We start from the raw sequence: 13,424 nt of genomic DNA on the forward strand, positions 1-13,424 counted from the left end.
GGGAAAGTTTGGTGGCCCGAACTTCGATGTGCGCCTATCCTGGTCTGCATGGCAGTGCTCACCTCACCGGCAGCATCCGCGACCGTCGACATCGCGGGGAGCGCCTGGCCGGTCTACAAGCTCGAGGCGCTCGTCGCCGCGCTCGTGGTCGGTGCGCTGTTGTTGCTGATCGTCGGGTCGCCGCAGGTCGCGGTGCTGGCAGCGGCCGCGGTTGCTGCCGTCCGCTGGACCGTCGGCGCCACCCGCACCGCGTCACGCAGCTGATCACTCCGTCAGGTCGAGTGCGCTCAACTCGCCGCGCGAGAGCACGCCCAGCTTCGGATACGCCTTGTACAGGTGATGGCCGACCGTGCGGTGGCTCAGGAACAGCCGCGCCGCGATCTCCCGATTCGACAAGCCCTGCGCCGCCAGCCGCACGATCTGTGACTCCTGCGGGGTGAGCGAGCTCAGCGGTCCGCCGTCCGCCCGCGCACCGGTTCCGACCCCGAGCGCCCCGAGTTCGGTGCGGGCGCGTTCGCTCCACCGCGCCGCGTCGAGCCGATCGAACAGGGCCATCGCCTGTTCGAGTTGGGTACGCGCGTCGACTTTGCGTTTGTCGCGGCGCAGCCATTCGCCGTAGAGCAGCCGGGTGCGGGCTTCGTCGAACGGCCGGTTCGCGGTGAGTGCGGTCAGGAAATGCTGTTCGGCGTCCGATCCTTCGGCCAGCAGCGCACGTCCGCGGGCCGCCAGCGCCGCGATCCACTCCTGTCCGGCCCGCTGCGACCAGTGGGTGAGCCGCTCGAGAGCCTCGGCCGCGTGCTCGGTGGCGCCGAGGCGAACCGCCACCTCGATCTGATCGGGGAGTGTGCGCAGCCCGATCACGTGGTGTCGAGCCGGTTCGACCCTCATGTGCGCGAGCTCCGTCCGCGCCTGCTCCAGCCTGCCCTCGCCGAGTGCCAGCAGCGCCACGGCCGCATGCGCCCACGACGCACCGACCGCGCCCGGCCCACCGAACTCCTCGGCCACCGCACGACCGGCATGGTCGCTACACGAGTCCGAATTACCCTGTAGCGCAGCGAGATACGCGAGGAAGGCGTGGATCTGACTGACCCAGTGCGCCTGCCCGATGTCGCGGGCGATCCGCAACCCCTCTTCGGCCGCGATCCGGCTCTCCTTCGGCCGCCCACCGAACAGCAACCCCTCGGCCCGGAAGAACAGCAGCGGCGCCAGCACCCCGATCCGCCCCTGCTCCCGGCCCTCCCTGATCAACTCGCCTGCCAACTCCTCGACCTGCTCGTCCTGGCCGACAACCAGACCGCTGCCGCACAATTGCACGAGATCAGCCGGACTGTCGGCCCCGCTCGCCTTGGCAGCCGCCGCCGCTTCCCATAGGTCAGCGACCCGCTTCCCCGTCACCGACCCGGTCAGGTACCGCGCGATCGGCGTCGCGGGATCGTCGTCCACCAGCCGCAGCGTCGCCAACACGGCGGCAACCTCGTCGAGCTCCTCAGGCCCCAGATACCACGCGGTGTGCACAGCCTTGGTCAGAATCTGCGCCGCGCCACGAGGATCCGTCTCCCGCACCGCCACGGCTGCCGCCATCAACCGCCGATGCGCGGAACCCGGCTTGCCACTGGCGAATTCGGCCTGTGCCCGCACCAAATCCAGTCGCAGGCCGTACCCGGTGCCATCGACCTCGGCCGCCGCGCCGCCCCATGGTTCTCGTTCGCCCGATCGCGAGGTCTTCCCGTCCGGGCCGTCGGCGACTCGGCTGTCGGGGACTTCGGCTGCCCGCGGACTGACGTCGAATTCAGTGCTGCCCGAGCAGGGGTCGTCCGGTAGTGACGCGTGCTCCCCGTGGAGCCGGGAGTTGCCGGATGACGAACCGGGGCGCGAGGTAGGCGATGCCGACTCGTCGAGCGCCTGGGTGCGGAGATCGCTCGCCAGGGAAACGGCTCGCTCGGCCAGTCGCTCGGCGCGGCCGGTGAGGCCTGCCTCCGTCGCGGACTCGGCGGCGAGGACGAGCCGGCGCACGCGGGCGTTCGTGTCGATGCTCAGTGCGGCCGCGCGATCGTAGGCGGCGACGGCGGCGTGGAGGCCGTGGCGGCGTCGGGCACTGTCAGCTGTTCGCTCCAGTGCGGTCGCGGTGTCTTCGTCGGGACCGGTTGCGGCACTGGCGAGATGCCAGGCACGCAGATCGGCGACATCGGTCAGTGCGTCGGCGAGGGCCCGATGGGCCGACAGGCGGTCGGTAAGCGCGGCGCCCTGGTACACCGCCGACCGCATCAGCGGATGGTGCCAGGTCAGCATCTGTCCGTCGGTGCCGATCAGCCCCGCATCCTGCGCGGGTTGCAGATCCCGCAGCGACGCACCGAGATCGGCAGCGGCACGCAGAATCGGCGCCAGGTCCGCCGCGCCTGCCGCCGCCGCGACCAGTAGGACGGTCCGCGTGGCCGCGGGCAGGCGGGTGACCCGGCCGTGGAAGGCCAGCTGCAACCGCTGCGTCAACGGCAACGGATTCGCATCAGCACCCTCGCCGATCACACTCGGAAGTTCCAGCAGCGCAAGCGGATTACCGCCCGACTCGGCGAGCAATCGATACCGCACTGCCGGACTCAGCGGCGTTGTCCCGGCATCGAGCAGCGCCGCCGCCGCATCGGGACGCAAACCCGACAGCGCGAGTTCCGTCAGCCCGGGTGCGGGAAAATCCTGCGGACCCGACCGCGTCGCGAACAGCATCACCACCCCTTCGGCGTCGAGCCTTCGCGCGGCGAACAACAGCGCCTCCGCGCTGGCCTGGTCGAGCCAGTGCGCGTCGTCGATCACGCACAGCAGCGGCCCCTGCGCCGCCTCGTCGGCGAGCAGGGTCAGCACCGCCAGCCCGATCAGCATCCGATCGGCGGGAGCACCGTCGCCGAGCCCGAATGCCGCCTCCAGCGCGTCCCGCTGCCGCGACGGCAGTTGCCGCACCAGCTCCATACCCGGCCGGACCAGCAGATGCAGTGCCGCGAAAGGCAATTCGGCCTCGGACTCGATGCCCGCACTGCGCACGGTCGGAATGCCTTGCGTCGCTGCGTAATCGAGCAGCGCTGTCTTCCCGATTCCGGCCTCACCGCGCAAAACCAAGGCCCCGCTGCGGCCCGCGCGCGCCGCGCTGAGCAGGTCATCGATCCTGGCCTGTTCGATCGCGCGTCCGTGCAGCATGGCTCCACCGTATCGCCGTACCGGTACCGCCAGTAGCTGCGACGGAAAAAGTACCTATAGGCGACTGATTCGACCGACCCCCACTGCGCCATAACGTTGTATCCATCGCAGGAACAACCAGCGAAACACCAGCTCAAAGCCTATATCGGAGGTCGAGATGAACACCGTCGTCGCGCAGTACCTGGAAGCATGGAACACCCGCGAGCCCGCTGCCCGCCGCTCCGCCGTCGCCCGCCTGTTCACCCCGGACGCCCGCTACGTGGACCCGCTGGTCGCGGTCACCGGCCACGCCGAACTCGAGGCCGCCATCGCCGGCGTCCAAGCCCAGTTCCCCGACTGGACCTTCACCCTCGCCGGTCCCGTCGACGCCCACCACGACCAGGTCCGCTTCACCTGGGGTCTCGGCCCCGCCGACGCCCCCGCCGTAGTGATCGGCTTCGACGTCGCGGTCCTCACCGACGGCCGCATCGACAGCGTCTACGGCTTCCTCGACCAGGTCCCCGCCGCCTGACCCAGGCTCCAATTCATTTCGCACCCAAGGAGATTCGCCATGACCACCGCCACCACTCCCTCCCGCCTGTCCGCACTGTTCGCCTCCGGCGAGAACCTGCTGCGTCTGTCCCTTCGTCTCGACGCCGTCGTCACCACCGCCAACGGCCTGGCCTACCTGGCGCTGGCGCAACCACTGGAACGCCTGCTCGGCCTCGACGCCACCGTCGGCCTCGCGATCGGCGCCTTCCTCACCGCCTACGGCATCGGCGTCGCGCTCGTCGGTCGACCGGCGCGCACGAACCGTGCGGCGGCGTCGGCAGTGGCGATCGGCAACACCGCCTGGGTGGTGGCCAGTCTTGCGGCTCTGGTGACCGGCGCGCTCGGACTGACCACGGTCGGTGCGGTGTGGGCCGTCATGCAGTCGGCGACTGTCGGCGGTTTCGCTGCCCTGCAGTTCCTCGGCCTGCGTCGCAGCCGCTGAGCCGATCACGAGAGGGCCGAAGCGCGATGCTTCGGCCCTTCCTCGTGCCCGCGGCGGGTCCCACGGGTAGATGCTCAGCGCACCAACAGGGCAACCGGCAAGCGAGCGAACAGCTTTTCCAATCTGGCGCTACCCGCATAAGTGCTGCCGGTCAGCCGATCGGTCCAATTGCCCTGTGGCAGCGGCAAAGTGGTATCGAGCCAGCCCGTCGCGGCGAGCCCCACCGAATGCCGGGTGGCCGCCACGATCACCTCCGGCGCCTCACCCGCAGGACCCCGCCCATAGGCGACGAACCGATGCGCGTGCTCACCGGCGGCATACAGCGGCCGGTACATTCCGCCGACGAAACACTCCGGCCGCTCCCGGCGCAACCACAGCGCATACGCCACCACCCACATCTTCGCCGCCCCGGTGGTATCCAGAGTCGGTGTGTCGGTGAGTGATTGGAGCATCCCGACCCGGGTCGCGAAGTTGACCGGGCGCCGATTGTCGGGATCGACGAGGGAGTCCTCCCACAACTCGGTCCCCTGATAGATATCGGGAATCCCCGGCGCGCCCAGCTGCAACAGCTTCTGCGCCACCGCATCCGACCACGCGTGCGGCGCGAGTTCATGTGCCAGGTCACCGATTCCGGTACCTACGGGGCCGTCGATCACCGCGTCGAGCCAGCCGTGCACGGCCGATTCGAATTCCGCGTCGGGCTCCTCCCACGAGGTCTTCGTCCCCGCCTCACGAATCGACTTCTCCGCGAACATGTGCAGCCGATCCCGCAGTCCCGGCACCGACGACGCGGGTCGCCCGTCGGCAGGCCAGACGCCGAACATGTTCTGCAACAAGAACAGTGCCGTCGCGCCGTCAGGTGCGGGGGTCGTCTCCAACCATCCACGCACCCGCTGTGACCACACATCGGCGACCTGCGACAGCACCCCGATCCGGGCGCGCACATCCTCGCCGCGCTTGGTGTCGTGGGTCGAGATCGTCGTCATGGTCGCGGGCCAGCGTTGCGCGCGTTCACTGTTGGAGAGGTGGAAGTCGTTGACGGTGTGCCCGAAGCGCGCCGGATTACCGCCCACCTCCTGCAGCGACACCAGCCGCGCACCCTGATAGAACATGGTGTCCTCGACCGACTTCGCGGTGATCGCTCCGCACACCTGCGAGAACCTGGTCGCCGCTTCACCACCCACCGACAATGCGGTCACCAGCACCGAAAGCGGCGCCGTCAGTTCGGCATTGCGCTTTTCCACCTCGGCCACAACTGCGGCGGTCATCCCCGCCAGCGGCGCGTAGTCCACCCGGTACACCGGCATGAAGGCCAGCACCTCGATGGTCGCGTTGGTCACCGCGAGGGTGTCGAAACTGCCCGCGTTGCCGTCGCGCTTGATCGCGGCCACCAACCGCCGGATCTCCGGCGCCAGAATGGTTTCGGCGACGGCGCGCTTGATCCGATGCTCGGTCTCACCGAACCACGACCGGTCGCTGCCGTGTCCCGCGACGTGCTGGGACAGCTCGGTCAGCGTCGTCTCGCCCGCCGGATCGATCAGCACCCCACCGAGATCGGCGAGCGCGTCATACCCGGTGGTGCCGTCGATCGGCAGCGTCGCGTCCAGTGGTTCGCGGTTGGCGAGGATCTTCTCCACCAGTAGCAGCCGCTGCGGTCCGATCAGCCTGCGCAACCGCGTCAGATACGCACTCGGATAAGACAATCCGTCCGGATGGTCCACCCGGACGCCGTCGATCAGATCGTGTTCGCACCAGGCCGCCAGCTCGCGGTGCGTCGCCTCGAACACCTCCGGGTCCTCCTGCCGCAGCGCCGCCAGGCTGCTCACCGCGAAGAACCGTCGATACGTGCACACCCCCGCCTTCCAGCTCACGAGGCGGTAGTGCTGGCGGTCGTGGATGCGCAATGCGTTGTCGCCGTCAGTGCCTGCCGCGATCGGGAATCGCAGATCGTGCAGTGCCAGCATGGGTTCGGGCCCCGACCGGTCGACGGTCAGCGCGGCCGGGTCGTTCTCGTTCTGCAGCACCGGCAGCGCCAGCCGCCCACCCGCACCGTTGCCCGGGCTCCAGTCGATGTCGAAGTACCTGGCGTACTTCGACTTCCGGCCGTTGCGCAGCACATCCCACCACCACGGATTCTGTCGAGGATCGGCGACGCCCACATGGTTGGGCACCATGTCGACGATCAATCCCATTCCGCGACTGCGCACTTCGTCCGAAAGCGCCTTGAGGCCCGTCGGCCCACCGAGCGCGGCCGAGACCGTGGTCGGATCGGTGACGTCGTAACCGTGCGTCGACCCGTGCGCCGCGGTCAGGATCGGCGACAGGTACAGGTGCGAAACGCCCAGCTGCTGCAGGTATTCGGCGATGGCACGGGCATCGGCGAAAGTGAGCGCGTCGGGGCGCAACTGCAGTCGGTAGGTGCTGCGCACGGTGCCTGCCCGCACGGGCGCGCGATGCAGCATGGTCAGCGGGTCGGTCACGTAGGTTTCGGTCATCGTCTCGTTCGGCGGCTAGGCGGTTCGGCGCAATACGAGCAGGCAGCGGCTGGCCACCGGCAGCGTCGCCGCGGCGGTGTACACGGCGTCGGCCGCGCCGGTCGGGGTCGAGCAATCAAGGGCGAGCGACCACTGCGCACCGAATTCCGGGCCGGGCAGCACGAAATCGATCGCCTCGTCGTGCGCATTGAAGCACAGCAGAAATGAGTCGTCGGTGATGCGTTCACCGCGCGGGCCGGGTTCGGCGATGCCGTCGCCGTCGAGCAGCACAGCCAGGGATTTCCCGAAACCGCTGTCCCAGTCGTCGTTGGTCATCTCGTTGCCCGCGGGCGCGAACCAGGCGATCTCGCGCCGGTGCCCCTGGTCGTCGCTCGGCCCGGCGGCCAGGAATCGGCGCCGCCGGAAGATCGGATGTTCGGTGCGCAACGCGATCACCGTCCGAGTGAATTCGAGCAGGTCGGCATTCGTTTCCGCCAGCGTCCAGTCCATCCACGCCAACGGCGAATCCTGGCAGTACACATTGTTGTTGCCGAGCTGGGTGCGGCCGATCTCGTCACCGTGGGCCAGCATCGGCGTGCCCTGACTCAGGATCAGCGTGGCCAGCAGATTGCGCTGCTGACGCGCACGCAACGCGAGCACCCGCGGATCGTCGGTCTCACCTTCGACACCGCAGTTCCACGACCGGTTGTGGCTCTCACCGTCCCGGTTGCCCTCCCCGTTGGCATCATTGTGTTTCTCGTTGTAGGACACCAGGTCTCGCAGCGTGAAGCCGTCGTGCGCGGTGACGAAGTTGATGCTGGCACCCGGCCTGCGACCCGTCGACTCGTACAGATCCGACGACCCGGTGAGCCGAGAGGCGAACTCGCCCAACGTCGCAGGCTCCCCACGCCAGTAATCACGCACCGTGTCACGGTATTTGCCGTTCCACTCGGTCCACAGGCTGGGGAAGTTGCCCACCTGGTAGCCGCCTTCGCCGACGTCCCACGGTTCGGCGATGAGCTTGACCTGACTCACCACCGGGTCCTGGTGCACCAGGTCGAAGAACGCGGAAAGCCGGTCCACATCGTGCAATTCGCGGGCCAGGGTCGCGGCGAGGTCGAAGCGGAAGCCGTCGACGTGCATGTCCAGAATCCAGTACCGCAGCGAGTCCATGATGAGCTGCAGCGTGTGCGGGTGCCGGACATTGAGGCTGTTGCCGGTGCCGGTGTAGTCCTTGTAGTGCTCAGGGTCGTCCTCTTCGAGCCGGTAGTACGCCGCATTGTCGATGCCGCGCAGGCTCAGGGTCGGCCCGTTGTGGTTGCCCTCGCCGGTGTGGTTGTAGACCACATCGAGAATCACCTCGATGCCCTCGGCGTGCATCGCCCGCACCATCGCCTTGAACTCCGCCACCGCGCCGTCGCCACGCGGCCGGGCCGAATACTGGTTGTGCGGCGCGAGATACCCGATGCTGTTGTAGCCCCAGTAATTGCGCAAGCCCTGATCGGTGAGCACGTGATCGTGGAAGAACTGGTGCACCGGCATGAGCTCGATCGCGGTGACCCCCAACGACTTCAGATGCCCGATGATCGCCGGATGCGCCAGGCCCGCATAGGTGCCGCGCAGATCCTCCGGGATGTCGGGGTGCGTCATCGTCAAGCCCTTGACGTGCGCCTCGTAGATCACCGTCTCGTGATAGGGCCGATTCGGCGGCCGGTCGGGACCCCAGTCGAAGAACGGGTTGATCACCACCCCGGTCATGGTGTGACCCAGCGAATCCAGTCCGTAGGTATAGAGGGAGGGATCGTTGACGAACTCGCCATCGAACGCCTTCCCGTACGGATCGAGCAGCAGTTTGCTGGGATCGCACCGCAGGCCGAGCTCGGGATCGTAGGGGCCGTGGATGCGAAAGCCGTAGCGCTGACCCGGCATGACGGCGGGCAGGTAGGCGTGCCAGACGTAACCGTCGACCTCGTCGAGATCGACGCGGGTCTCGGAGCCGTCCTTGGCGATCAGGCAGAGCTCGACCTTCGTGGCGACCTCGGAGAACACCGAGAAGTTCGTGCCGCCGCCGTCGTAGGTCGCGCCGAGCGGATACGCGGTGCCCGGCCACACCTCGGGACGGTCGTTCGGGCTCGACATGCTACGACAGTAATGGAACCCCGCCGCCCACCGCGCACGATGTGACCGGCACCGCTGGTCAGCGGGCCCGCAACCGCCGGGCGTAGCCGGTGCGCCGCGCCAACCCGGCCAATCCGCCGAAGATCAGTCGTTGCAGGAATGCGGGCGGACCGGCCAGATAGCCGTCCTGGTACTCCCACAGCAGCCCGAGGGCCAGCGGGTTACGCGGCAGCTTGCTCGCCGTCGTCCGGTTCGCGTTGTCGAGGCCGCTCCAGAACTCGAACATCGCCCAGTGCCGCAGCGGCGGGCGGACCACATGGTCCAGCACGGTGTCGTTCGATTCGTTCCAGAACTCGTGGACGACGCGCGGGGCGGCGGTGACGGTGTCGCCCGGCTTCGCGACGATGTCCTCTCCACCGACCCGAAACCGCACCTGACCGGCACGAACGGTCCAGGTTTCGCTGATCTCGGGATGCCAGTGCGGGCCCGCCTCCCTGCCGATATGCGGCAGCACGTGTTCGAGGCGCAGATAGGCGCCCCGCTCGTCGGCGCCGCGGTCGACGAGCGTGACCCGATGCCCGTTGCGGAAGGTGAGGACGGATCCGATGTCAGCCATCATCCAGATATAAAGGTAACCTTCCTATTATGTCAATGGCTGAACATTCCTCGTTGTTGAAACTGCTGGTCCAGGCGGCCGACGCCTACGAGCGCGCGCTGAACCCGATGCTGCGCGCGGAACTCGGCTCCGATCTGCGCCCCGCGCACTACGCGGTGTTCCGGTACCTGGCGCCCGGCGGCTCCCGGGTCACCGCGCTGGCCGAGGCCGCCGGGATGACCCAGCAGTCGATGGGGGAGCTGGTCACGTACCTGGAGAAGAAGGGATACGTCGAGCGCGCACCCGACCCGGCCGACCGGCGCGCGCGGTTGATCGTCCTCACGTCGTCGGGCCGGAATGCGGTCGTGTCGGCCGGGCGGCACATCCAGCGAATCGAAGAAGCGATCGCCGCCGAACTCGGCGCGGAGGCGCTGTCGACGGTCCGTGACGCGCTGGCCCGGCTGCCCACCGCGGTCGCGAATCACGTCGACACCCGGCCCGACGACGACAGGAGGTGATAACTTGAACGGTGTTCAAGGCTGTCGTCTCGACGGCCCCGGGCGACGACGAGGAAACCTGTGGACCTGAGCCCCGAGCAGATCACCGCCCTCGATGCCGAACACGTCTGGCATCCCTACGGCGGATTCCCCGCGACCACCGAGCCGCTGGTGGTGGCCAGCGCGGCGGGCACGCGACTCACCCTCGCCGACGGTCGCGAACTCGTCGACGGGATGAGTTCGTGGTGGGCGGCGGTGCACGGCTACTGCCACCCGGTCCTGGACGCGGCGCTGCTCGCGCAATCGCAGCGAATGAGTCACGTGATGTTCGGCGGGCTCACCCACGAACCGGCCACCCGCCTCGCCCAGCTGCTGGTCGACATCACGCCCGCCGGCCTGGACAAGGTCTTTCTCTGCGATTCCGGCTCGGTATCGGTCGAGGTCGCGACGAAGATGTGCCTGCAGTACTGGCGCAGCGTCGGACGCCCGGCGAAGAACCGGATGCTGACCTGGCGCGGGGGATACCACGGCGACACGTTCGCGCCGATGAGCGTCTGCGACCCCGACGGCGGCATGCACGCGCTGTGGACCGACGTCCTCACCGAGCAGATCTTCGCCCCCGCCCCGCCGCGCGACTTCGAACCCGGCTACGTCGCCGAACTCGAACGCGCGGTCGCCACCCACCGCGACCAGTTGGCCGCGGTCATCGTGGAACCGGTCGTGCAGGGCGCGGGCGGCATGCGCTGGCACGACCCGCGCTACCTCACCGAACTGCGCCGCATCTGCGACGACAACGAGGTCCTGCTCGTCTTCGACGAGATCGCCACCGGATTCGGCCGCACCGGCGAGCTGTTCGCCGCCGACCACGCGGTCGTCGCGCCCGATGTGATGTGCGTCGGCAAGGCACTGACCGGCGGCTATCTCACCTTGGCCGCCGCGCTGTGCACCTCCCGCATCGCCGAGGCGATCAGCGCCGCGCACGGCGGGCTGATGCACGGGCCGACCTTCATGGGTAATCCGCTGGCCTGTGCCGTGGCGGTCGCCTCGATCGAATTGCTGCTGTCGCGGGACTGGCGCGCGGAAGTGGCCCGGATCGAAACCGAGCTGCGCGCGGGCCTCGCGCCCCTCGCGGAACTGCCCGGCGTCGCCGAGGTTCGGGTGCTCGGCGCGATCGGCGTCGTCGAACTCGACGAACCCGTCGACATGCGCGCCGCCACCGACGCCGCGGTGAATGCGGGCGCCTGGCTGCGGCCTTTCCGCAACAACGTCTACACAATGCCCCCGTTCATCAGCACCTCGGCCGACATCGCCGTCGTCACCGAGGCCGTGAGTGCGGCAGTGAAGGCTTCGGTCGCGTGACCATCGCGGCTGATCGGTTCGCCAGGAGCCCCCACCTCCTGAACGGTGTTCAAGTATGCTCCTCAACTGTGAGTAAGGATCCGTTGAGCTGGTTGGACGAGCGTGCGGCCGAACGGGTCGACGCCGGGCTACGCAGGCATCTGCGCGAGCGCGCCGCCGAGTCGCCCGCCATCGACCTCGCCTCCAACGACTACCTGGGCCTGCACCGGCACCCCGAGGTCGTCGAGGGTGCGATCGAGGCGGTGCGCCGCTGGGGAGCGGGCGCCACGGGCTCGCGCCTGGTCACCGGAACGACCACCGAGCACGCACTCCTGGAACTCGAACTGGCCGAATTCGTCGGCGCTGAAACAGGATTGGTCTTCGCCACCGGTTACGCCGCCAACCTCGGCGTGGTCACCGCGCTGTCCGGACGCGGCAGCTTCGTCGTCTCCGACGCGGGCTCGCACGCCTCGCTGGTCGACGCGTGCAGGCTCTCCCGTGCACGAGTCGCGATCGCACCCCACCGCGATGTCGACGCGGTCGAACGACTGCTCGCCGAGCGCACCGAGGAACGCGCGCTGGTCCTCACCGATTCGGTCTTCAGCGCCGACGGCGACCTCGCGCCACTGGCCGACCTCCACCGCGTCACCCGCGAGAACGGCGCCATCCTGATCGTCGACGAGGCCCACGGGTTGGGTGTGCGTGGCGCGGGTGGCCGGGGACTCGTCCACGAACTCGGCCTGGCAGGCGAACCGGACCTCATCGTCACCGCGACCCTGTCGAAGGCGTTCGCCGCCCAGGGTGGGGTTGTCCTGGCCGACGCCAGGATCCGCGCCCACCTCATCGACGCCGCCCGCACCTTCATCTTCGACACCGGCCTGGCCCCTGCCGCGGTCGGTGCCGCCCGCGCCGCACTGTCGCTGCTGCGCCGCGATCCTTCGATGGCCACCCGCGTCCTCGACCGCGCCGCCGACATCGCCCGGATCGCCGACGTCGCCGATCCCGATTCCGCGGTGGTCTCGGTCGTCCTCGGCGAAGCCCAGGTCGCGTTCGACGCCGCGCAAGCCTGCCGTGCCCGCGGTCTCGACGTCGGCTGCTTCCGCCCGCCGTCGGTCCCCGAAGGCACCTCGCGCCTGCGCCTCACCGCCCGCGCCGACCTCACCCCCGCCGAACTCGCGACGATCGCCGAGGTCCTGGGTGATGTCCTCGCATCGGCTCGCGGCAAGGAATCGGTGACGGCATGACCGTCCTACTGATCAGCGGCACCTCGACCGACGTCGGCAAAACCATCGTCACCGCGGCACTGGCCGCCGCCGCACAGGCCGCGGGCCGCACCGTCGCCGTCTGCAAACCCGCCCAGACCGGCATCGCCCCCGGCGAACCCGGCGACCTCGCCGAGATCACCCGTCTGACCGGGGTGAGCCGCACCCTCGAGCTCGCCCGCTACCCGGAACCGCTCGCCCCCGACACCGCCGCCCGCCGCGCTGCCATGCCACTACTGACGCTGAGCGATACCGTCGCCGGCGTCGAATCGCTCGCCGATGCCGACCTCGTACTGGTCGAAGGGGCGGGCGGACTGCTGGTGCGCATGGGGGAGTTCACCCTGCTCGACCTCGCGCAGAAGATCGGCGCACCCGTGCTGGTCGTCGCCGCGGCCGGGCTCGGCACCCTCAACCACAGCGAACTCACCACGCGCACTCTCGCCGCGGCCGGTGTTCCGTGTGCGGGCTTGGTCATCGGCTCCTGGCCGACCGACCCCGACCTCGCCGCGCAGTGCAATCGCGACGATCTTCCGCGCGTCACCCAGACCCCGGTGGTCGGCACGATCCCCGCCGGCGCGGGACAGTGGGACCGTGACCGCTTCACCGCGGCCGCGCCGAGCTGGTTCACCACCGATCTACTGCGTGAAAACCGCCCTTGACCAGCCGATTTGACTTCGCGTTGGTCGGCACGTAACTTTATTCGAGTCAGAGCGACACGGACACCGACTCAGCCGCCCAGCGGTTCGAGACACGAGGTAGGACGTTGAGCGCCTGACTGATCATGTGTTCAGGGTTACATGCTTCGGGACTTGCTTCCGGGTGTAGCCGTGAGCTAGGTTTGAACTCTTGCCTCACCGAAACCCCTTCGAGAAGATGTCGGGTAGAAGTGTGTGCGTGTGTTCTTTGAGAACTCAATAGTGTGTCGATGAATGTCAGTGCCAATAATTAGTTATTGGTTCCAATCTTTCATGTACCCCCCGGTCA

At 68.5% G+C, this 13,424-nt stretch carries 11 protein-coding genes; 7 read left to right on the top strand and 4 right to left on the bottom strand.

Annotation, left to right across the window (positions count from 1 at the left end):
* Positions 1–48 precede the first annotated feature (48 nt).
* Complete coding sequence (locus tag ACFWUP_RS19170) at positions 49–264, top strand: hypothetical protein (protein WP_379235995.1); 216 nt, start codon at positions 49–51, stop codon at positions 262–264.
* Here ACFWUP_RS19170 and ACFWUP_RS19175 read toward each other — a convergent pair whose 3' ends face one another.
* Positions 265–3,183, bottom strand: coding sequence for an AAA family ATPase (locus tag ACFWUP_RS19175; RefSeq protein ID WP_379235997.1), 2,919 nt, complete (start codon positions 3,181–3,183; stop codon positions 265–267).
* Positions 3,184–3,340: 157 nt separating this feature from the next.
* Here ACFWUP_RS19175 and ACFWUP_RS19180 point away from each other — a divergent pair, with 157 nt between their 5' ends.
* Together ACFWUP_RS19180 and ACFWUP_RS19185 are read left to right on the top strand one after the other, a co-directional pair.
* The gene (locus ACFWUP_RS19180; protein ID WP_379235999.1) at positions 3,341–3,694 is read left to right on the top strand and encodes a nuclear transport factor 2 family protein; all 354 of its coding nucleotides are present in this window, start codon (positions 3,341–3,343) and stop codon (positions 3,692–3,694) included.
* A gap of 39 nt (positions 3,695–3,733) precedes the next feature.
* The gene (locus ACFWUP_RS19185; protein WP_379236001.1) at positions 3,734–4,156 is read left to right on the top strand and encodes a hypothetical protein; all 423 of its coding nucleotides are present in this window, start codon (positions 3,734–3,736) and stop codon (positions 4,154–4,156) included.
* A gap of 74 nt (positions 4,157–4,230) precedes the next feature.
* Here the strand turns inward: ACFWUP_RS19185 and treY are convergent, their stop codons facing one another.
* From treY to ACFWUP_RS19200, 3 genes are read right to left on the bottom strand one after another with little or no spacing between them, the layout of a single operon-like run.
* Positions 4,231–6,618 carry a malto-oligosyltrehalose synthase gene (gene treY, locus ACFWUP_RS19190; RefSeq protein WP_379236048.1) on the bottom strand — a complete coding sequence of 796 codons (2,388 nt, stop codon included), beginning with the start codon at positions 6,616–6,618 and terminating at the stop codon, positions 4,231–4,233.
* Between the two features lie 48 nt (positions 6,619–6,666).
* Positions 6,667–8,769: a glycogen debranching protein GlgX gene (glgX, locus tag ACFWUP_RS19195; protein WP_379236003.1), complete on the bottom strand. Its 2,103-nt coding sequence runs from the start codon at positions 8,767–8,769 to the stop codon at positions 6,667–6,669.
* Positions 8,770–8,827: 58 nt separating this feature from the next.
* Positions 8,828–9,364, bottom strand: a complete 537-nt coding sequence (locus ACFWUP_RS19200) for a cupin domain-containing protein (RefSeq protein ID WP_379236005.1) — start codon at positions 9,362–9,364, stop codon at positions 8,828–8,830.
* A gap of 35 nt (positions 9,365–9,399) precedes the next feature.
* On the opposite strand from ACFWUP_RS19200, the gene ACFWUP_RS19205 reads away from it, so the two are divergent.
* From ACFWUP_RS19205 to bioD, 4 genes are all read left to right on the top strand, one after another.
* Positions 9,400–9,861 (top strand): MarR family winged helix-turn-helix transcriptional regulator, encoded by a 462-nt coding sequence (locus tag ACFWUP_RS19205; RefSeq protein ID WP_379236007.1) that lies wholly within the window; start codon positions 9,400–9,402, stop codon positions 9,859–9,861.
* 60 nt (positions 9,862–9,921) lie between these two features.
* On the top strand, positions 9,922–11,199 hold the full coding sequence (locus ACFWUP_RS19210) for an adenosylmethionine--8-amino-7-oxononanoate transaminase (RefSeq protein ID WP_379236009.1): 1,278 nt from the start codon (positions 9,922–9,924) through the stop codon (positions 11,197–11,199).
* 68 nt (positions 11,200–11,267) lie between these two features.
* A complete protein-coding gene (locus tag ACFWUP_RS19215; protein ID WP_379236011.1) occupies positions 11,268–12,422 on the top strand; it encodes an 8-amino-7-oxononanoate synthase in 1,155 nt (384 codons plus the stop codon).
* Complete coding sequence (gene bioD, locus ACFWUP_RS19220) at positions 12,419–13,099, top strand: dethiobiotin synthase (RefSeq protein ID WP_379236013.1); 681 nt, start codon at positions 12,419–12,421, stop codon at positions 13,097–13,099. The genes ACFWUP_RS19215 and bioD overlap by 4 nt, the downstream gene beginning before the upstream one ends.
* Positions 13,100–13,424 lie beyond the last annotated feature (325 nt).

This window comes from Nocardia sp. NPDC058658, assembly GCF_042716665.1.
GTDB lineage: Bacteria > Actinomycetota > Actinomycetes > Mycobacteriales > Mycobacteriaceae > Nocardia.

Excerpts from the sequence above, each read along its gene's own strand:
- ACFWUP_RS19170 (WP_379235995.1), top strand. The coding sequence starts at position 49 with ATGGCAGTGCTCACCTCACCGGCAGCATCCGCGACCGTCGACATCGCG.
- ACFWUP_RS19175 (WP_379235997.1), bottom strand. The coding sequence starts at position 3,183 with ATGCTGCACGGACGCGCGATCGAACAGGCCAGGATCGATGACCTGCTC.
- ACFWUP_RS19180 (WP_379235999.1), top strand. The coding sequence starts at position 3,341 with ATGAACACCGTCGTCGCGCAGTACCTGGAAGCATGGAACACCCGCGAG.
- ACFWUP_RS19185 (WP_379236001.1), top strand. The coding sequence starts at position 3,734 with ATGACCACCGCCACCACTCCCTCCCGCCTGTCCGCACTGTTCGCCTCC.
- treY (WP_379236048.1), bottom strand. The coding sequence starts at position 6,618 with ATGCTGCATCGCGCGCCCGTGCGGGCAGGCACCGTGCGCAGCACCTAC.
- glgX (WP_379236003.1), bottom strand. The coding sequence starts at position 8,769 with ATGTCGAGCCCGAACGACCGTCCCGAGGTGTGGCCGGGCACCGCGTAT.
- ACFWUP_RS19200 (WP_379236005.1), bottom strand. The coding sequence starts at position 9,364 with ATGGCTGACATCGGATCCGTCCTCACCTTCCGCAACGGGCATCGGGTC.
- ACFWUP_RS19205 (WP_379236007.1), top strand. The coding sequence starts at position 9,400 with ATGGCTGAACATTCCTCGTTGTTGAAACTGCTGGTCCAGGCGGCCGAC.
- bioD (WP_379236013.1), top strand. The coding sequence starts at position 12,419 with ATGACCGTCCTACTGATCAGCGGCACCTCGACCGACGTCGGCAAAACC.